This is a genomic window from Rhizobium chutanense (assembly GCF_002531935.1).
GTDB lineage: Bacteria > Pseudomonadota > Alphaproteobacteria > Rhizobiales > Rhizobiaceae > Rhizobium > Rhizobium chutanense.
In genome coordinates this window covers 28,088-46,869 of the sequence record NZ_NWSV01000021.1, presented here as the reverse complement: position 1 = coordinate 46,869, position 18,782 = coordinate 28,088, and the positions used below count along the sequence as shown (strand labels likewise).

16 protein-coding genes and 1 pseudogene are annotated in these 18,782 nt (G+C 59.1%); 5 read left to right on the top strand and 12 right to left on the bottom strand.

Annotated features, from left to right (window positions below; genetic code table 11):
* The first annotated feature begins 5 nt into the window (after positions 1-5).
* Both ku and ligD (CO666_RS24340) read left to right on the top strand, forming a co-directional pair.
* Positions 6-815 (top strand): non-homologous end joining protein Ku, encoded by an 810-nt coding sequence (ku, locus tag CO666_RS24345; protein WP_097614718.1) that lies wholly within the window; start codon positions 6-8, stop codon positions 813-815.
* Entirely contained in the window at positions 812-1,855 is a 1,044-nt protein-coding gene (ligD, locus tag CO666_RS24340) for a non-homologous end-joining DNA ligase (protein WP_097614717.1), read from the top strand. The genes ku and ligD (CO666_RS24340) overlap by 4 nt, the downstream gene beginning before the upstream one ends.
* A 134-nt stretch (positions 1,856-1,989) precedes the next feature.
* On the opposite strand, the gene CO666_RS24335 is transcribed toward ligD (CO666_RS24340), so the two are convergent.
* From CO666_RS24335 to CO666_RS24320, 4 genes are read right to left on the bottom strand one after another with little or no spacing between them, the layout of a single operon-like run.
* A complete protein-coding gene (locus CO666_RS24335; protein WP_164740517.1) occupies positions 1,990-2,499 on the bottom strand; it encodes a DUF4334 domain-containing protein in 510 nt (169 codons plus the stop codon).
* Positions 2,474-3,394: a hypothetical protein gene (locus tag CO666_RS24330; protein ID WP_097614716.1), complete on the bottom strand. Its 921-nt coding sequence runs from the start codon at positions 3,392-3,394 to the stop codon at positions 2,474-2,476. The genes CO666_RS24335 and CO666_RS24330 overlap by 26 nt, the downstream gene beginning before the upstream one ends.
* Positions 3,395-3,415: 21 nt before the next feature.
* Positions 3,416-6,052 carry a DNA ligase D gene (gene ligD / locus CO666_RS24325; protein WP_097614715.1) on the bottom strand — a complete coding sequence of 879 codons (2,637 nt, stop codon included), beginning with the start codon at positions 6,050-6,052 and terminating at the stop codon, positions 3,416-3,418.
* A 2-nt stretch (positions 6,053-6,054) separates the two neighbouring features.
* Complete coding sequence (locus CO666_RS24320) at positions 6,055-6,363, bottom strand: hypothetical protein (protein WP_097614714.1); 309 nt, start codon at positions 6,361-6,363, stop codon at positions 6,055-6,057.
* 178 nt (positions 6,364-6,541) lie between these two features.
* Here CO666_RS24320 and dinB point away from each other — a divergent pair, with 178 nt between their 5' ends.
* Positions 6,542-7,630 (top strand): DNA polymerase IV, encoded by a 1,089-nt coding sequence (gene dinB, locus CO666_RS24315; protein WP_097614767.1) that lies wholly within the window; start codon positions 6,542-6,544, stop codon positions 7,628-7,630.
* Here the strand turns inward: dinB and CO666_RS24310 are convergent.
* On the bottom strand, positions 7,627-8,124 hold the full coding sequence (locus tag CO666_RS24310) for an SOS response-associated peptidase family protein (RefSeq protein WP_164740518.1): 498 nt from the start codon (positions 8,122-8,124) through the stop codon (positions 7,627-7,629). The genes dinB and CO666_RS24310 overlap by 4 nt on opposite strands.
* 56 nt (positions 8,125-8,180) lie before the next feature.
* On the opposite strand from CO666_RS24310, the gene CO666_RS24305 reads away from it, so the two are divergent.
* Together CO666_RS24305 and CO666_RS24300 are read left to right on the top strand one after the other, a co-directional pair.
* Positions 8,181-8,771, top strand: a complete 591-nt coding sequence (locus CO666_RS24305) for an SOS response-associated peptidase (RefSeq protein ID WP_097614713.1) — start codon at positions 8,181-8,183, stop codon at positions 8,769-8,771.
* A 144-nt stretch (positions 8,772-8,915) separates the two neighbouring features.
* Positions 8,916-10,148 (top strand): endonuclease/exonuclease/phosphatase family protein, encoded by a 1,233-nt coding sequence (locus tag CO666_RS24300; protein ID WP_097614712.1) that lies wholly within the window; start codon positions 8,916-8,918, stop codon positions 10,146-10,148.
* A 130-nt stretch (positions 10,149-10,278) separates the two neighbouring features.
* Here CO666_RS24300 and CO666_RS24295 read toward each other — a convergent pair whose 3' ends face one another.
* The 7 genes and pseudogenes from CO666_RS24295 to CO666_RS24270 form a co-directional block, all read right to left on the bottom strand.
* Positions 10,279-13,353 (bottom strand): DEAD/DEAH box helicase, encoded by a 3,075-nt coding sequence (locus CO666_RS24295; RefSeq protein WP_245436843.1) that lies wholly within the window; start codon positions 13,351-13,353, stop codon positions 10,279-10,281.
* Positions 13,354-13,515: 162 nt separating this feature from the next.
* Complete coding sequence (locus CO666_RS24290) at positions 13,516-14,346, bottom strand: HNH endonuclease family protein (protein WP_097614711.1); 831 nt, start codon at positions 14,344-14,346, stop codon at positions 13,516-13,518.
* Positions 14,343-15,734, bottom strand: coding sequence for an AAA family ATPase (locus CO666_RS24285; protein WP_097614710.1), 1,392 nt, complete (start codon positions 15,732-15,734; stop codon positions 14,343-14,345). Before CO666_RS24285 ends, CO666_RS24290 begins: the two co-directional genes overlap by 4 nt.
* Before the next feature lie 152 nt (positions 15,735-15,886).
* Positions 15,887-17,059 carry a DUF2235 domain-containing protein gene (locus tag CO666_RS24280; protein WP_342588132.1) on the bottom strand — a complete coding sequence of 391 codons (1,173 nt, stop codon included), beginning with the start codon at positions 17,057-17,059 and terminating at the stop codon, positions 15,887-15,889.
* A gap of 102 nt (positions 17,060-17,161) precedes the next feature.
* A pseudogene (locus CO666_RS34625) lies at positions 17,162-17,725 on the bottom strand (SAVED domain-containing protein); the annotation flags it as partial.
* 12 nt (positions 17,726-17,737) lie between these two features.
* A complete protein-coding gene (locus CO666_RS34620; RefSeq protein ID WP_245436842.1) occupies positions 17,738-18,289 on the bottom strand; it encodes an HNH endonuclease signature motif containing protein in 552 nt (183 codons plus the stop codon).
* A complete protein-coding gene (locus CO666_RS24270) occupies positions 18,290-18,781 on the bottom strand; it encodes a type II CBASS E2 protein (protein WP_097614709.1) in 492 nt (163 codons plus the stop codon).
* Position 18,782: the final 1 nt, after the last annotated feature.

Sequence of the window (18,782 nt, the reverse complement as noted above, 5' to 3'; positions counted from 1 at the left end):
CCGCCATGGCTCTGCGTCCGTATTGGAGAGGCTACCTCAAACTGTCGCTCGTCACCTGCCCGGTGCAGATGATGCCGGCCACCTCCGAAAGCGAGAAGGTCCGCTTCCATACGCTCAATCGCCAGACCCAGAACCGCGTGGTCAGCCAGTATGTGGACTCCGTTACCGGCAAGCCGGTCAAGGAAGGGGACGAGGTCAAAGGCTATCAGCGCGGCGAGGACGAATACGTCATTCTCGAAGACGAGGAGCTCGAGAACGTGGCGCTGGAGAGCACGAAGACCATCGACATTTCCACCTTCACGCCGCGCGACAGCATAGAGTGGATCTGGCTCGACACGCCCTATTATCTCTCTCCGAACGATCCCGTCGGGCAGGAGGCATTTTCGGTCATCCGAGACGCGATGGAAGCCCAGAACATGGTCGGCATATCCCGGCTGGTGATCTCGCGGCGTGAGCGCGCCGTCATGCTCGAGCCACGCGGCAAGGGTATCGTGCTCTGGACGCTGCGTTATGGTGATGAAGTTCGCGATGAAGACAGCTATTTCGAAGCTATCGGCGACGAGGAAGCCGACTCGGACATGATGCCGCTGGTCCAGCAACTGATCAAAAAGCAGACGAAGGACTGGAACCCGAAAATGGTCGCCGACCCGGTCCAGGAGCGGCTGCTCGACATCATCGCCGCCAAGAAGAAGACACTGAAGAAGCCATCGACAAGCAAGGGCAAGTCCGCACCGTCGGCTCCGTCGAACAATGTCGTAAATATCATGGATGCCCTGAAGAAGTCGGTCGCTGCCGAGAAACGGGCCGGCCGATGAGCCGACGCGCCAAACCACTGCTGCAGGACGAGCAGTTTCTCAAATCGAAGCCCGCCCGGCCGCGCGATCCGGCGCAACCCAATCTTCCCCTCGATCCGATGCCCGACAGGATCGAACCCTGCCTGGCGCTGCTGAAGACCCACCCGCCCAAAGGTCCGGATTGGGCGTTCGAGGTGAAGTGGGACGGCTATCGGCTGGCGATCCACATCGAGCCCAAGGGCGTTCGGATCATCACCCGCGGCGGCCATGATTGGACCCACCGCTTTCCGGCGATCGCCGAGGCCGCGAAAAAGCTCGGTGTCGGAACCGCTATCCTCGATGGCGAGGCAGTTGTGCTGGATGACAAGGGCCGATCGGATTTCGGGGCGCTGCAGCGCTCGCTTGGCGGCCGCGGGGGCAAGCGCACGTCGACGGAGTCGGTGTTCTTCGCTTTTGACCTCTTGTATTTCGACGGTCATGACCTGACGGGATCCGAACTCGCCGTCCGCCGGCACCTGCTTGAGGACTTCCTCGATGGCGCCACCGGCGCGATTCAGCTGTCGGAGGAAGTGTACGGCGACGGCGCCGTGCTCCTGGAGAACGCCTGCTCGATGGGGCTCGAAGGCATTATCGCCAAGCACCGGGACCGACCCTACCGCCCGGGCCGCACCGGCGACTGGCTGAAGATCAAATGCGTCGAGAGCGAAAGCTTCATGATCGTCGGCTATGAGCAGTCGACCGTCGCGCGCGGCGGCATCGGCAGCCTGCTTCTTGCCGGCCGCAGAGGGCATGACTGGGTCTACGTCGGGTCGGTCGGTACCGGCTTCAACACCAAGGATGCCGAGTACCTGCGCACCACGCTCGACAAGCTGAAGACCAAACGGCCGGCGGTAGCGCTCAAGGGCAAGAACCTGGTCTTCGCCCAGCCGACATTGATTGCCGAGATCGAGTTTCGCGGGTGGACTCACGAGGGCAATTTGCGGCACGCATCCTACAAAGGCCTGCGCGAGATCCAGGACAATGCCGCTGTCTTCGACATGACTGAGAAGCCGGCCGGCTGAAATGGAAAGGGCGCTCGACCCTTTCGAGGAGCGCCCTGTCCGACCCGGACAATCGCACGAGGCAGACAGGCTGCTCGACAGGGCAATCGTCAAAACGGGTGATGGACGATAGATGATGTGGGGATCGCGGGTTTTCAAGGCTCGTCGACACGTTCGAGTTCGAAGAAATAGAAACGCTCGTCGCTTCTGATCACCATCGTCCCCATCACCCTGCGATCATCGATACGGCGGAAATGATCGACAATCGGCTGGTGATCATAGACCATCGCCGCGCTCTCCACCCCGCCGAATACCATGGTCTTCAGCGAGGCAACCGGCCCCCTCGCCCGCAGCCGGCGCTGGAGATAGAAAAACAGGTTGCGGGCGATGCGCGTCCTGCCGAGTCCATGGAAACGAAGGGCCAGCGGGAGCGGTATCCATTTCGGATCGATGGCGACGAGCCGACGCTCGCCCGCGCGAAACAGCAAGGCGTCGGCCCGCATGTCGGGGGTAAACCGCTTGCCGAACCAGCCGAGATTTTCGAGCACACCGTCGAACGGATGTCCGGCCGGAACGCCGCGCCCTTTCCATAGCCCGACGAGGTCACGCGGCTCGACCGGCGGCAGGCGTCGAAACGCCTCAAGGGTGGTCTGCTGTTCTCTCACCGGATGACTTGTCCTTATCCCTGCGCTCTTTGGCCCGCCGCCTGGATTTGGCGTCGCGCCGGGCGATACGCAATTCCTCAAGCGTCGGCATCCACCAACCGCGATCGAGTTCGTGCTGATCCGGTGGCGTCCGCGCCGGCCAGGTCGTGACCAATTCTTCCAAAGAGCCCGACCGCCAGGACGCCCAGACATATTCCTCGCCGTTTTCCGCAGGAAAGTAGAAGGCGTCGATTGTCGCTCTGTCAGCCAATTCGCCGTCCGTGCCAGTGAAGAAGACGACGCCGACATGGGTGCCGATCGCGCGATCGATTGGCGGGGCATCATCGGCGGGGACCGGATAACGCCTGCGCCGCCGCTCCCTGGTTCTCGCCTTGGACGTCTCGTCTTCGTCCGTCCCCTTGGTGGCCTCGCGCCGCGCCCGCCGTGCTTCCGGCTCATTCCGTTCGGCCGCCGCCTCGATCGCCGGCCAGCGCTGCCGCAGTTCCTCGAGCGAGCGATAGGGCACGGTCCAGAGGCGACGATCATCGTCCCAGCGCGCATAGGGAATTTCCCGGATCTCGTTGACGACAGTGCGCGAAAAGGGTGTGCGGATCTGGAGGAACGCCGGCGCGGCCTCAAGATACCGGCTGTCGATCGGCTCAAAGGCAAAGGCATCCCTGCCCCTCTCGTCGGCGAACCTGTCGGCCTCTGCCTCCCTCTCCGCCATCCAGCGGCCGATACGCTTCCCCGCGGTGCGGCCGGGCACGAACCAGGCGTTCAGGCGGTCGCTCCACCGTGCGCGCGGGAACGCCTGCCGAAACAGCTCGACCGTTATCCGGTCATGCGGCAAGTCGGTCGTTGCCCCCTCACGCGAGGGTCGCTCGAACGTGTCCTCGTTTGTTGGTCGGTGTGGCATCTCCTGGAAGCCTACCCTTCGTCACGCTGCCCGCCTTGATTTTCCAAGCCGCTTGATTGCCGGCTCGAGCGGACGCTCACCATCACAATAGTCCTGCCAGGCGGAGGTTTTCGCAAGCAGCGCCGGCACGGTGCGGACCGTAAATCGCTTCGGGTCGAGATCGGACTTCACCTGCGTCCAGGTGAGCGGCATCGACACGGTGGCGCCGGGCCGAGCCCGTGGCGACAGCGGCGCCACGGCCGTCGCCATGCGATCGTTGCGGAGATAGTCGAGAAAGATCCTGCCGCCCCGAAGGCTCTTGGTCATCTTGATGAGATAGAGATCGGGATTGTCGCGCGCCATCTGCTGACAGACGTCATGGGCGAAACCCTTCGCTTCTGCCCAGCTGAGCGGCTCGCGCTTATTGACGGCAAGCGGCGTGACGACATGCAGTCCTTTGCCGCCGGTGGTCTTGCAGAAACTGACGAGACCGAGCTCATCGAGACGGTCGCGCATCTCGCGCGCGGTCGCAACGACAGTTGAAAACGGCACGTCGGGGCCAGGATCGAGGTCGAACACCAGCCGGCCGGGGACTTCCGGCTTGCCGGGCTCGCAATTCCACGGATGCAGCTCAACGCCGCCGATCTGGGCGATCGCCGCCAGTCCCTCAACCCGATCGATCTGGAGGTAAGGCTTCTTGTCGCCGAAGACCTTCACCAGTTCGAGGAGGTTCGAGGTACCGGGCATCGCGTGGCGCTGGAAGAACTGCTCTCCACCGATACCGTCGGGCGCGCGAATAATCGAACAGGGCCGACCCTTGATATGCTCGATGAGCCAGCCGCCAACAGCCTCATGATAGCGCGCCAGATCTTCCTTGGTGACCGGCTCACCATCGCCAGCGTCCGGCCAGAGCGGTTTGTCGGGATTGGAAATCAGCACACCCAACACCTCTGCCTTGGCACCTTTGCGGCGGGTGGGTCTGGCCTTGGCAGTTCGCGCAGGTTGAGCCGTATCGGTTTTGGCGGCCGATGCCGGCTTCTCGGCCTCAACGTCTTTTGCCGGCTTGTCCTCGCGCAACCCCTTGAAGGCGGCCTGGCGGACGAGGCCATCCGTGGTCCAGCCTTCAAATTCTATTTCGGCGACGAGCTGGGGCTTCACCCAGACAACCTCGGTCTGCTTTTTCGGCGCGCCGATCCCGGTGAACGGCGATCTCGCCGTCTCGAGCGCCTTCAGCTTCGGAAGCAGCGTCTCGACTTTCTTGGCGCCGTAGCCCGTGCCGACACGGCCGACATAGACGAAGTGATCCCCACGGTGGACGCCGACGAGGAGAGACCGGAATTTGCCATTGGTCTTGGCGTAGCCGCCGATCACCACCTCGTGGCCAGCGCGGCATTTCGACTTCGCCCAGGTGTCGGTGCGGCCGGATTGATAGGGCGCATCCATCTGCTTCGAGATGACGCCTTCAAGATGCAGCTTGCAGGCGGAGCGGAGCACGGCGTCACCACCTGACTCGAAGTGTTCGACATAGCGGATGCGGGGATCGCGGCCGGCATCGCTGAGAAGGTTTTGCAGCCGCTCCTTACGGTCGATCAGACGCATGGACCGCAGGTCCTCGCCGTCGTCGAACAGCAGGTCGAAGGCGAAATAGACAAGATCGCCGGTCCTGCCTTCCGACAGCGCTGCCTGCAGCGCCGCAAAATCCGGTGCGCCGTTTTCGTCGAGCGCGCAGATCTCGCCGTCGATGATGCAGTCGGGGAGTTCGGACGCTGCGTCGGCGATCTCAGGATATTTCGCCGTCCAGTCGAGACCCTTGCGCGTTTTCAGCGTCGCGACGCCATCGGCAACGCGCATCTGGATGCGATAGCCATCGAACTTGATTTCGTGCAGCCAATCGTCGCCGGCTGGCGGCCGGGCAACCTTCTCGCAGAGTTGCGGATCAATGAAATCCGGCAGATCGACGGCGGTCGAGGTCGCGACTTGGTTGCGGTACTTCTTCTTACGCTCATCAGCCGCCAGACCATGCTTGCTGTCCCAGACCGCGTCCGCCTCGACGTCCGCATTCGCCATCATGAACGGGCGCGGCTTGCGGCCCTTGCCCTCGGCGATCTGCTCCATGCTGCGGCCGGAGGCGACCGACGTCGCATTCTCCTCCAGGATCGCCGCGCCATTCTCCTCGACGGAATGATCGTCGTGATGCTTGATCAGCAGCCAGTTGGTCCGTTTGCCGCCGTCACGATCGTTGCGCATCCGGACCAGGACGAAACTGCCGTGGAGACGCTTACCTTCGAGCGTGAACTTGAAATCGCCCTTCCTCAGAGCCTCCTCCGGTGACTTCCTGCCTTCCGGCTCCCAATAGCCGCGGTCCCACAACATCACCGTGCCGCCGCCGTACTGGCCCTTGGGGATCGTGCCTTCGAAATCGCCGTAGTCGAGCGGGTGATCCTCGACCTCGACGGCCAACCGCTTGTCGTGCGGATCGAGTGAGGGTCCCTTGGTCACCGCCCAGGACTTGAACACGCCGTCGAGCTCGAGCCTCAGGTCATAGTGAAGCCGGGTCGCATCGTGCTTCTGGATGACGAACCGCCGGCGGTTCGATGGTTTGACATGCGTCTCACCGCTCGGTTCGCTGGTCTTCTGGAAATCGCGCTTGGCGCGGTATTTCGAAAGGTTGTCGGCCATGCTTAGCGGCTCGATACACGCAGCGCGCCGGCATGCCCGAGACTGCGCTGGACGGCGGCGAACTGGCTGGATGCGATATCCGCTGAGACCTCGATCTGGCCTTCGAGGGGCGCGTCGCGGCGAGCACCCTCCTCATGCGCGGCATCCCCGCCCGATGGCACCGAGCCGGCCGTGTTGCGATCGGTCGCCGACTGGATGAAGATATCAGGCCTCGAAATCCCGTGCTGCTGAACGAGGTGTTCGACGGCGAGATCGGCCGCTTCGCGTGTCTCAAAAGTGGCTCGGATCGTCGTGGTGCTGTCATCAGCCATGGGGCTTCTCCTGATGTTGATTTCTACAGGATCAGAACGCCTCCGGCGGCTGGTAGTTTCGACTGCGGCGCCAAGGCGCCACGGAATCGGTTGATATCGCGGCGAAGGCTGCTATGTTCCCTTTTTGTTTCGGCGCAAATTTTCAGATGCCGATGTCATCGCGATCGCTGAAACCGCCATGAACGACATGAGCTCACCCCCCGTCCGAAAAATCGTTCACATCGACATGGATGCTTATTACGCCTCGGTCGAGCAGCGGGATAACCCGGAACTGCGCGGCAAGCCGATTGCCGTCGGCGGGTCGGCGGCGCGCGGCGTGGTGGCGGCAGCGAGCTATGAGGCCCGCAAATTTGGCGTCCACTCGGCGATGCCATCGGTGACCGCCAAGCGTAAATGCCCGGAGCTGATTTTCGTGCCGCCACGCTTCGATGTCTATAAGGCGGTGTCCCAGCAGATCCGGGAGATCTTCGCCGAATACACGCCGATGATCGAGCCGCTCTCGCTCGACGAGGCCTATCTCGATGTCACGCAAAATCTCAAAGGCATGGAGATCGCCACCGAGATTGCGCAGGAGATCCGGGCAAAGATCAAGCAGGTCACCGGCCTCAACGCGTCGGCGGGGATTTCCTACAACAAGTTCCTGGCCAAGATGGCGAGCGACCTGAACAAGCCGAATGGCCAGGCCGTCATTACGCCGAAGAACGGCCCGGCGTTCGTCGAAGCCCTGCCCGTCAAGAAATTCCATGGCGTCGGGCCGGCGACGGCCGAGAAGATGCACCGGCTCGGAATTGAGACCGGCGCCGATCTCAAGCAGCAGACGCTCGAATTCCTGGTGGAGCATTTTGGCAAGTCGGGACCATATTTCTACGGCATCGCCCGCGGCATCGACGAGCGCCAGGTCAAGCCGAACAGGGTGCGCAAGTCGGTCGGCGCGGAAGATACGTTTTCGCAGGACCTCCATGCCTATGAGCCGGCTCGCGAAGGGCTCCAGCCGCTGATCGAAAAGGTCTGGGGTTACTGCGAGGCCAATGGGATCGGCGCCAAGACCGTGACGCTGAAGGTCAAATATGCCGACTTCACCCAGATCACCCGCAGCAAGACCGTTGTAGCACCTCTGCCGGCGATCGCCGATCTCGAAGAAATAGTCAGCCTGCTGCTTTCGCCAATCTTTCCGCCGCGAAAAGGCATCCGCCTGCTCGGCGTCACCCTGTCCTCTCTGGAGCGGCAAACTTCTGGAACAGAGCCGCAGTTGCGCTTGGCACTTTAGACCGCCAGCATCGGCTGAGCACGCCCGCCCGCGTGGCGCTTCACCCGGAATGTCCCCGCCGGCAGCGGCCGCAGGATTTCGTCTTCGGCCGGAAGGCCGTCGAGCCACGCCATGCGCTGGTCGCGTGTCAGCACAGCCATCTGCCGGTCGTGATAGGGCGCGATATCGGCATTCGCCTCGATCGTCAGGATCGCGTAGGCCTCCGGCCAATCCTCAGACGCCTGCCGCCAGATCCCCGCGAAATAGAACCAGTCGCCATTGGCGAGCGAAAAGCTGAAGCTCTTGTGGCGGAACTCTGACGCCGGCACCAGGCAGCGGTGGGTGGGAAAGGTCCTTCCCTCCGATCGAACGACGTTGACGGCGCGAGGACCGCCGTCGCGGGGGCGTAGCCCCCATAGCAGCTCCACCATCTCCACATCGCCATCATGGCGCCTTATGATGACGCGGCGCTCGTCGAGCGGGGCGTCGGACTGGAAAACCTTCGCGCTCATCATAGATAGAACATATCAGGAACATATTTTCGAAGCAACCAATCTGACATGGGGGATGCATGTGCAATGATTATCGGCTGATGGTAGATGCTGCCTCGATCGCGAAGGATTTCGCCGATCTGAAGATCAAGATCCGCTTTGGCGAAGGCATACCGAACCTCGAACCGCGTGAGGACATCAAGATCACCGATGTCGGCCCCATCGTCAGGTCGATCGACGGCGTCCGCGATGAGGCTGAACTCGTGCAGCGGCGCTGGAGCTGGCCGGGGCCGAACAAGCGGCCGGTGTACAATTTCCGGTCGGAGGGGCGCGAGTTCACCTCCAACCGCTGCCTGATTATCGCCGACGGATTTTATGAATTCACCGACCCGAAGGACCCGAAGAAAAAGCGCAAGGATAAGTGGCTGTTCACCAGGAAGGACGAGCCGATCTTCTGCATTGCCGGCATCTGGCGAGAAACGCCGGAGGTCGGCCAGGCGTTCACCATGCTGACAACGGAGCCGGGCCCGGACATCGCGCCCTATCACGATCGGCAGATCGTCATCCTGGAACGCGGCGCTTGGGCAGATTGGCTGGATCCCGCCGTCCCGGCGAAGTCGTTGGTCAAGCCCCTTCCTGCCGGGGCGCTCTCCGTGGAGCAGGTCGGCTGAACCAAAGGACGTCCGAGCGCGCCTGAACCGCTGTAGATCGAGAGAATGATCGAAAATATCTGCTGTGCGCTCGCGGAACTCTTGCGCGGATTAGCGAATTGTAATTCACTCGCCACAATCAACTTTGGGGCGAGGGAGACGCCGATGATCCGGTATCTGGCAGCATGCCTTTTTGTTCTTTGCGGATGGGCCGATGCGATGGCCAGCCAAGTCACCATCGCCACCTGGAACCTCGGCTGGCACATGGACCTGGAGACCGTGCAGCACTGGATCGGCGAATGTTCGAAGAACTATGTCGAAGATCCCGCCACCGGCAAATTCAAACCATCTCAGGAGGCCGGCTTCAAGCCAGGTTGGGACATCGACGCCTTCAAGATCGAGGGCTGGGACGTCAGCCGCTTGCCGGTTTGCAATGTCTACTTTGCCGGCGGAACCGTTCGCGTCAATCTCGACGCCTACCGCAAGCGGCAGGAGCAGATCGCGAATTTCATCTCACGGTCTCTTCCTGCCGACATCATCGCCTTCCAGGAAGTCAGCGGCGAGCAGTCCGTCAGGGAAGTGCTTCCGAATGGCGGCGCCGATTACGATTTCTGTCCGGTGACGGGCTACAAGGTGCAGCGCCTGGTCATCGCCTGGAAGAAGACGCTGGGCGAGAAGGTCACCTGCGCCATCGAGGACGCGCTCAGCCTGCCTGCCAACCCAGACGACAAGCGGCCACGGCCGGGTCTTGCGCTCACGCTGAAGATTGATGGGAAACTGCTTCGCATCATGGATGTCCACCTCAAGTCCGGCTGCGTATCGCCGTTCGACGGTGGAAATCTGGAGGGATCAGACAAGGACTGCGTAATCCTGCAGCAGCAGATCGATCCAATCGAAAGCTGGGTCGAGCGCGCGGCAGCCGACGGTGCCAAGATCGTCCTCCTCGGGGATTTCAACCGCAACGTCTGGCACGAGCTCCGCGACCAGCGACCGGCCAGGACCGACGCCAGCGGAACCTCGACGCCGCGGCCGGCGGGAGTGCTGTCTCGGTCGCTCATTGAAGAGATCGCAGACGGTCAGCCGGCGACCGCCAATCTCATGATCCTTGATGAGCACTGCCAGATCAGCGACGCTGGGCAGGCACTCTGCACCCAAGCCGAAATCCGCGACCTGACCACGCCCGAAACGCAGCTGCTGGCATCAGACAATTATCTCGGATGCCGCAATCCGGTGGGCCTTGATCACATACTCGTCGGCCCCGGGATCAAGAGCGATGGACCGGCCGAGCATCTGAGCATTGGAAACCTGGGTGGCAACAAAGCAGGCACCCCGAACGGCAAAGATCAGATGCTGGCGATTTCGGATCATTGCCCGATGATCGCGCGGCTGAATTTTTGACGCTCGCTGGTGCCGAGCAGAACACTGGCCCGATCTGAAGGACTTCGAACCGCCACCCAGGTGTTGAGTTGGAAGCGGTCAAGGCAGAATGCCGCTCATGTTAGCTAGAAGCAGCGGAAAACCGTCATCTTCATTCAGCACAAAATATGCGAAGCTGCACCCCAACGGACTGGCAAGCCGAATACGTCGATACAACCAAGTGGTAAAACTGGAGCACGTGCGGCTCAGGATGCGGCTTTGCGAACTCCGTCTTGAGCTTTTCCAACGAGAGCATGCCGCCGGAGCAGACTAACCAGATGGAACGCTCGGTGGATGGGGCAGTTCGCATTCGCTGAAATGCGGCGCGGAAGGCCTTGGAAGAGCGGCCGTGGCGGCGTCGATTGATGGTCTGTGTCAGGCCATTCGCACTCAGGCGCCAGTTACCGTCGAACCTGGTCTGAGGTCCCGGAAGCGGATTACCATCGCTTTTCATGTAGGCCAGGTTCTTCACGCCTTGCGCACAAACGTCGTAAAAGGCTGACGCCGACACCCCCGGACTGCCCTTCTTCCACTTTGCCACGATCAGGGCGACACGCGGACTCGCTGCTCGTTCGTCAACGCCGATGAAATCCCCAACCTCATCCTGAAGGTCATCGCAAACCAGATCCGGGAAAGGCTCTCCAAGTGACGCGGGGCCGCCCCCCGGATTGAGGGCCCTGTCGATGAAACTGAACAATGATCCGCCCTCCCAGTCATCGAAATGTCCGTTGCGGATCTCACCCTTCTCAGAACCAATGGCATCCAAGCCTACAACTGGCGTCAGCAGATCGAGTACAAGCCCGCCGGCACCGCGGGCGTTCGCGAGATCCAGATCAAGAGCGTAGAAATCGCCGTTTACGTAGGTGTGTTTTAGATCAGCTGTAATAATGCGGAACGGTTGAAGTTGATTCAACCGACGGGTCAGCGAAATCCTTTCATTTTCCTTGGACTTGATCTTGCTTAGTCCAGGCGAAGTGAGCCAGTATTTGCGCTTCTTGGGCACCCAGTCGATCCACACCAAATGATCGGTTTCATCAACTCGCAACGTAAACCGAAACCGGCCGGGTGCCTTGGGGTCGGTGTCCTGCTGGACATCGACACAAAGGTCTTCCGTTTGAATCTCGGAATTCCTGCGGCCGGAAGAGGTGAACAGCCCTCCGACCTCCAGCATATCGATGAGAATGTTAATTGGCGAAGTATCCGCCGGAACATCTGCAGGAGCCGCGAACCGCGAAAAAATCGTTGCTGCCTCGGCTGCGGCATCGAGCTCCTGGTTCACCTCGGCGCACCAATCAGCAAACTCCTCGGCGGTCAAGTCAGTGCCCTTGCCGTCGCGAACACGTGAGCGGGAAAAACCAACTGCCCGTCGTTTCCGTGTGGCATCCGAACCGGCAGTAATGGAGCCCGTTGCCCGAGTAACTACGTTCAGATGCTCCCCCATGAACACGCCAGACCGCTCGAGCGAACGAGCCGAAAGACTTCGTGATCGCAGCGAGAGAGGACCGAGATCTGTGTTCTTCACGTTGAGGAATGAGATGGAATTTTCGCTTCCTTCGGGAAGAAGGGGACGAAGAGACTTCGAATTGATCCTGGGTCCAATGCCCTCAACTTCATTGATCCAGAGGCCGGCGCTATCATAGAAAAACAGGCGCCCTGCGCATTTGGCATAAATCGTTGCCTCGAGGCTGGGGGCGTGGAATAGATAACCGGAAAGGAATGGCGAAGGTGTGAGCCGCAGTGTCAAGTGGTAGCGACAATGCCCATCTGGTGTTGTGCCGACGATGGCTTGGTGGCGATCCTCCGCAGCAAGCTCGGCCGTTACGTGCTTTTGAAGCTCGTCCATATTTAGGTCGGGTAGTACGGAAAACGCGACCGCAGCGCTCGGAAAGCGCAGGTCGTTGTGAATATCGGCACTGTCCAAGTCTATCCGAGATCTGAATTTTCCGGCGACATAATCTAGTTCAGGCAGCGCTTTAACGAGGTCCTCGAGGACCTTACCGTCATTGCGGATGAACGGCTTTCCGCCATTGTCACGGCACGCCGTGTCGTATTTCAGGAAACTGCACCAGTCGTCCTCCACTTCCGAGCCCAGAGGTGACAGAACATAGGCGCGTGGGACCTGTTCACCGATCGGTCCGGGGTGGCGGATTAACCTGCCAACCTGCTGCACAAGCATGCGGGTATTCGAGAAGGGCTCATACAGCGCCAGGATTGTACAGTTCGGATCGTCAATTCCCTCTATGAGCATGTACTGGTGCACTAGGAATCGCTCGGCTCGCCCATCTAGACCCTTCGGCACGGAATCGTAAATTCCGTCCAACGCGTTGGTTCGGAAATTGTTATGAACGGCAAGCACCCCATCCGGACGGCCCACGAGCGCCGTCTTGATAGCTTGGTGCATTTCCGTGACGGATTCCTCACTTGCGCAGCGGACAATTACCTTGTTGCTGGCAGCAAATCGGCCATCGGCGACCAATGCATCGACGCGGGCGACAAGCTCGACGGCAAATTCACCGGGGTCCAACGGTAGGGCCGCTTCAACAATTTCGACACCTCGAATGAGTCCATCTTCAACGGCCTCCTCGAAGGACAGAAAATGTATATGAGCGTCATCTACGTCGAAGATCTTCATATCGCCGCGGAACGGCGTCGCACTGAAGAGGACAGTCGGAACGCTAAAACCACGAATAACGTTCGCCCACGACGGAGCCGGTTCGCGATGCCCTTCATCAAAGAGGATCGTTCCCACAAGACCATGAAGTTTTCCGATATTTCCATCAGCCTCCGTCTGTTGGATTGCCTGAATCGTTGCGACAATAATGACTCTTTGACTGGCGTAGGCCTTCAAAGCCTCGGCAAGCTCGTCAATCTCACTGGGCAAAACACGCAAAACACGATGTGGCTTCCAAACGTCATCCGCGCCAATCTTGTCCCAGAAGCGTCCTTGAAATTGTCCGATCAGTTGCTCGACCAATGCAGATGACGGGCAAACCACCAAGACCGCTCTTTCGAACGACCGTCTACCAGCGATGACCGCCATGACACCCGTCTTGCCGGTTCCCGTCGGCATCTGGATGAGACAACCACGCGGGCTTTCAGATTCGAAATATTTTTCTGCTCGTGTAACCGCGTCGCGCTGGTGTGGCCAAAGCGCCAGATCCGCAACAATAAGATCTTCGATCGCCACCAGCCGCCCTCCATCAACCAAAGCAAATCACTCATTCGCAATCGATGGTAGTATTGATAACGTGTATTTGGGAAGAGCACGTTGTCAATACTTCTACAGTTCGCGTCGGCCTGGCATCGACTCATCAGAGCGAATGGCAGGGAAACAAATTTCTAGTGAGCGTCACGTCAAGTTCCACTGACGGAGGAAGAAGCGGTTCAGTCCCGCAAAGGGATAAGCTGGGCGGCTCATCTCATCGAATTTTGCTCGAATTGTTGCCTTCGTGCCGTCTGAAATCCGAGGTTCGTCGAAACTCAGTTTGAAAATCCGGAGGATTTCGAGTTGCTCGTAGCGCAGCCGAAGCAGCTCTTCACGATTCAACCCCAGGAACTTGATTGCCGCATCGTGTGCACGAGCCGCGCGGAGCCCCGCGCCGGCTCGGATCCAAACTTCTCGATTGGTATCATCGGCCTCATAGGTCAGAAGGGCCGACGGATCTTCGATGTAAGGATGGATTAGATCCGCGTCCTCCGCCCCCCAGAGAGCAACCAGTTCCTCGTCGTTTGTCGATGTGACATCACGGACCAGGCTTTGGACGAGCTGCATCAACTGAGCGTCGGCCGGTTGAGCATTGGGCATGAGAGGTGATTCGAGTCGGTGCCCAGAGATCGGAAAATTGTCCCCCTTGTAGATCTGGTTGCAGATCTGGCAAGCAAAAACATAATTGTCAAAGTCATATGCCAGCCACCAATACGTGGACTTCGGCCTGAAATGTTCGACGTCACCATGCGCGACAACATCAGTTGATGCCTCGCAGTATGCGCATTTACCCCCGGTCTCGAACTTCAGTCGTTTTTTTGCTGACTTCCATTTGGACGATGTCCATTTGATTGGCGGATCCACTTGTCCGGAGAAAAAGCGGGTCACCAAGTCCTGATGCTTTTCGAGCAGACGCGCGCCCGTGAAGTCTCGCGGCAGTCCAGTTGCGGTGCGGAGGCGCGTCAGCCGGATCACAACTCGCCTCCATTGCCAATCGACCGCGGCTTTCTTAACCTTTTAGATCCACGCGCGGGCCCGGGACCCGTCGATAATTCTTCCGATATTTGACGCAGGAGATCGTTTGTCGATTGCAGATACTCCGGGACCTCGCTCCAGGTAGGAACAGTGGCAAGCTCGGTCTCTATCTGTTTCACTCGTTTTGATCGTGCGGCCTGCGATGTCGGTCGAGGACTTGCTGCCGTTTCAGAAGCCACTGTTCGCCCGCCATCTGCCGGAGCCTCTTCCGAAACGCCTTTGAGCGATCGCAACTCTCGACGAAGACTTGCTACCTGTGGCGAGTCGAGGGTATCGAGACCAAAAATCGGGCTCTGAATCAGCTGATGCAGCATGAGCTTATTCGGCGCGCCTTCAAACTGCGTCAAAGATGAGGCCGCGCTGCCCCGCTCCGGGCGCTTTAGGACAAAGAGTTCGCCCTCCCCTGCCTGGTGCACTGTTAGGGGGGAATGAGTGGTAGCTACGACTTGAAAATTAGGAAGCGTGCGCTTGATGAAGCTGACCAGTTGACGCTGCCATATCGGATGAAGGTGCAAGTCAAGCTCATCGATGAGTAGAACACCCCGTGCACTCAGCGGATCAGCGCGATCTGCAAAGGTCTCGGTGATCCTAAACAACACGTCGCCGCACCAGGCAGTCATTGCCTGATAGCCGTCGCTGAGCTGCGAGAGCGGTAGAACTCCGTCAGGCGTTTGGAACAGAAGCTGGCGGCGCTCCTTGTCAATGCTGTCAAACTTGGCGTCAGCCAAAAGCGTGTCGAGCGCCTTTCTAACAGGCCGAAGCCCTTGCGCTCCACGACGATAGTCGAGATCGAGAGCCCATTGTTCGATAGAAATAAGTGTTGCGTCAGGGGAAAAAAGCGTTGCTACGCTTTGGGCTCGATTGTTCCTATAGCTCCCTCCCATCCCGGACCAGCTGATCGGCTCGGCGGACCGGCGGCGCGAGACGCCATAACCAACTACGAAATAATTCCGGGTAGCATGGGCAAGCGCTGCATCGATCTGCTCGAGAGTTTCAGCATTTGCCTCTAGAAGTTTCCGGACACCTTCGCCGCGCCGCAATATGAGCTGACCATATCGTGGTTGATTTTCCGCCGTGGCATAGTCGAGTTCGATTGTAGCGGCGTCACTTCCAACACGTATCCAAGTGTCGGGATCACCGATAATTTCGGGGAGCGCCTCCCCTCCCGCGGTGACAAGCGCCAAGGCGCGAAGAATTGTACTCTTGCCCGCACCATTTTCTCCCAAGACAAAGGTCCAAGGGCGAACATCACCGCTCGACTGGACAAATTGCATGTCGAGCTCTGCAATGGAGCGGAGATTTTTCAGACGCAGTCGACGTAGGAACATGCAAGCGTCCTCCTCATTACCGATATGGCGGCTTGGTATCCGCCAATTGACGGGGCTGAGTTTCGCGACGTTAACTCATGTACCCCGTAACCGCCTAGAACAATGGACTTCGGAACAATCGATCGTCTATCCTTAAAGAGTCATTCAAGATCTCAAGGGGGGTCATGCTCCACCTCGAAGATTTCCGGCAGATTTTCCGGATTGTACGACGAAACTACTTCCTTCCGTCGGAGCGCAGACTCGTGAATCCTTGCTCCTTCAGGAATGAACCTCGGCTCGTAGTGGGGGAGGTAGTAGCCGAGCAGGCCCTTGCGCTTTGGCCATTCTCGCCATTTCACTTTCTTCGGCATCCACTCGAGAATACGCCAGGCTCTGGTTGCTGATACGTGCAACTCCCCTGTTGCGTTTGGCTCCGCGTACTCATGCTCACTGCCGCCCCTCGCCTTTCCTTCCACAAGATGATTGAACATGGATGCATTCACACTCAGTCCGTGCGGATTGGCTTGCTGGATCATCCAGCGAAGCGGATACTTTGACAGCCCGCTCTCATTTTCCGGATAGCCGCCGCCGATGTCGGAGTGACAGCCCGCGAACCAAACCTGTCGGCTGTCCTGGTTTCGAGGCTCTGACGTCGAAAAGCGATTGGGCTTGAATTCCTGGTTCTCCTTCCATCTCCGCAATCGGAACATCCGACGAAATTCATCGATGGCGATTGCTTGACGGAAGACTTCGACACTAGGGTTTTGAAGCGTATAGGGCAGCGTCTCCAAGCTGGGGATGTAGAAGCGATCAGGTCGCGGCACAATGACGGATGCAACGGTATCCCAAACGCCAAGGAACTTGATCGGTACGGTTCGTCCACCGACAATTCTTCGAAAGTGCCAAGCTACCGATAGATCCTCTCCATCCATAGCGGCGCGCTTATAAGCGGCGAACGCATAGCCGACGTAGTTCAGCTGGTCTGAGCGCAAGAGACCGAGGAGGTGAATAAAACCAGCAAGGACACGGACGCTGTAAGAGCCGCGGCTGAAGCCGAAAAGAAACACCTGGTCGCCTTCTCTGTAATGTTCAGCCAAAAAGCGATAAGCACCCAACACATCGTCGTCCAGGCCATACCCTGTGGCAAGGCCCAGAACCCCTTTTGCGTTCTGGCTAATTCTCCCCCACGTCTTTCGTTGACCCAACGTTCCAACGCCGGGGTCGTAGTACACGAGTTGCCCGTCGTCCTTCTCAAGCATCCTATATAGCTTGAGAACATTGGACATGTTCACGCCGATTTCGTTGCCAGTTCCGTCACAGCAGACGACGATATTCTTCGGCACCATTAATCTCCCCTCGCCCGGTCAAGAGCCTACCACAGATAGCAACCACTTCAATCGGCTCGCGTATGCTCGATGAAGCTTGTTTTGGTAGGCTTCAGCGGCAAGTCACTGGATCCAAAGAGCCGAAACAAAGCCGCCGATTTTGCGATGTTGATCGAACACGTTCATAGGCAGATCAGCTTTTGGCATCCAAACACGCCCCACTTCCACCGCCGCCGAAACGGGCAGGGCCGGAAAAAGATTTATCTTTGCTCCTTCGCCGTGCACCGACTTTATCCTGTCAAAAAGCCGTCTCAACTCCCGGCGAAAATGCGAGAGGTCTTCGACGCTCCTCATGATGTCGTTGTGCGGCGACGCCGCAGTGATCGACCAAACCGAAACATCCTGCCCCAAAACGGAAACGATCCGGTCTTTTGATATCGTGGCGCTCAACCCCAAGATCAGAGCCACCGTAGGATGAACCTCCGCCGGCGCCTCGACGTGGAACTCCATCGGAGCGGTGTCGCTCTGCCATCTCCATGTTGCTGGCTCTCTATGTCGTTGATGAATCGCGGCGGGCAGAATGTCGCAAAGCTGCCTTCCCAGTTCGATCAGGAGCGGCTGGGGCGCAAGCGCGAAAACACTTGCATGCGTGATCTGCTGCCGTTCGATCCGGCCCCGGATCTTTTCAGCAAATTGCCGCTATAGGTTCGTCTGCTGAACCTGCCAATACTGCGCGTCGGCATCGTCGAGCGAAAGGCCAAGCATCTCCAGATCGATCGTGTCGAAGGATGCCGGTGAGCGATCAGGCTGCATGGAGCCAAAAATGTCATCCTTTGCGACGAGCGCCTCGTTCATACCGATATTCGCGCCGAAACGGATCACATGTGATGCCCGGTCCGGCTGAATACTAGCTGCGATACGCACCCGCCGTTCATGCTCGTCCTTCATACGCTGGAGAAGCTCCTCCGGATGATCAAGAGCTGCTTCGTCATCGATGAGACGATGGTGTTTTGCGCAGAGCAACATGAGATTTGAAATGTCTTTTGCGAGAAGGGCGGACCTGGTCGGATGTCCGCGCGCGCCGTTCGGTGAGTCGGCAACAATGTGCGCGACAAAGCCGAACATCTTGTCCTCCTTGCCGGACAGCAGCTCTCCGATCAGCTCACAGTTGCAGCCACGATATTGGCAGCGGCCGGCGGCACGCGCCCAAAGCGCCCTTTGCGTCTTCTGATCGACTTTCGTCTTCGCCATTTACTCAATCCTTTCGCGAAGGGGATGCCGGCGCTGCAAACGGCTCCGACTAACGCGGCGCTCGACGTCATGTGGATCGGGATGCTCTCCTCCACCTCGCCATTCGCCCTCGCTTAGCCAATCCTCAAAGTAAAACAGCCACAGCGACGTCCAAGGAACGATCGTCTGATCCAACCTCATCCAAGGCTGCCATTCGTATGTTCGGGGCAGGTAAAGACACAGGCGCGTAGGGCTCTGCTCGTAGACATGAGGAAGTTTCCTTCCACCTGCGAGCAGCACGAGGTCCGGGTTTTCAATGTAGACCCGAGGCGATCGGTCAGCCGCAAATCCCAAGCGTGCTTCGTATATGCGGGACAACGGGGTCGGCGTGGCGCGGAAACGCCATTCAAAGCAACCTGAGCCGAGGATACCGTCGCCAGCCGACAGCGGGTTCTTTTTGAGAAGAAGGAACTGTTGCGCGGCGGTTAGGGGCTTCGGCTCGGAAAAGCGCATG

Bases quoted from the DNA above. Each gene is read 5' to 3' on its own strand.
- ku (WP_097614718.1), top strand. From the start codon at position 6: ATGGCTCTGCGTCCGTATTGGAGAGGCTACCTCAAACTGTCGCTCGTC.
- CO666_RS24305 (WP_097614713.1), top strand. From the start codon at position 8,181: ATGTGCAATGATTATCGGCTGATGGTAGATGCTGCCTCGATCGCGAAG.
- CO666_RS24330 (WP_097614716.1), bottom strand. From the start codon at position 3,394: ATGCCACACCGACCAACAAACGAGGACACGTTCGAGCGACCCTCGCGT.
- CO666_RS24280 (WP_342588132.1), bottom strand. From the start codon at position 17,059: ATGGTGCCGAAGAATATCGTCGTCTGCTGTGACGGAACTGGCAACGAA.
- CO666_RS24320 (WP_097614714.1), bottom strand. From the start codon at position 6,363: ATGGCTGATGACAGCACCACGACGATCCGAGCCACTTTTGAGACACGC.
- CO666_RS24310 (WP_164740518.1), bottom strand. From the start codon at position 8,124: ATGATGAGCGCGAAGGTTTTCCAGTCCGACGCCCCGCTCGACGAGCGC.
- CO666_RS24270 (WP_097614709.1), bottom strand. From the start codon at position 18,781: ATGCGCTTTTCCGAGCCGAAGCCCCTAACCGCCGCGCAACAGTTCCTT.
- dinB (WP_097614767.1), top strand. From the start codon at position 6,542: ATGAACGACATGAGCTCACCCCCCGTCCGAAAAATCGTTCACATCGAC.
- CO666_RS24300 (WP_097614712.1), top strand. From the start codon at position 8,916: ATGATCCGGTATCTGGCAGCATGCCTTTTTGTTCTTTGCGGATGGGCC.
- CO666_RS24285 (WP_097614710.1), bottom strand. From the start codon at position 15,734: ATGTTCCTACGTCGACTGCGTCTGAAAAATCTCCGCTCCATTGCAGAG.
- ligD (WP_097614717.1), top strand. From the start codon at position 812: ATGAGCCGACGCGCCAAACCACTGCTGCAGGACGAGCAGTTTCTCAAA.
- CO666_RS34620 (WP_245436842.1), bottom strand. From the start codon at position 18,289: ATGGCGAAGACGAAAGTCGATCAGAAGACGCAAAGGGCGCTTTGGGCG.
- ligD (WP_097614715.1), bottom strand. From the start codon at position 6,052: ATGGCCGACAACCTTTCGAAATACCGCGCCAAGCGCGATTTCCAGAAG.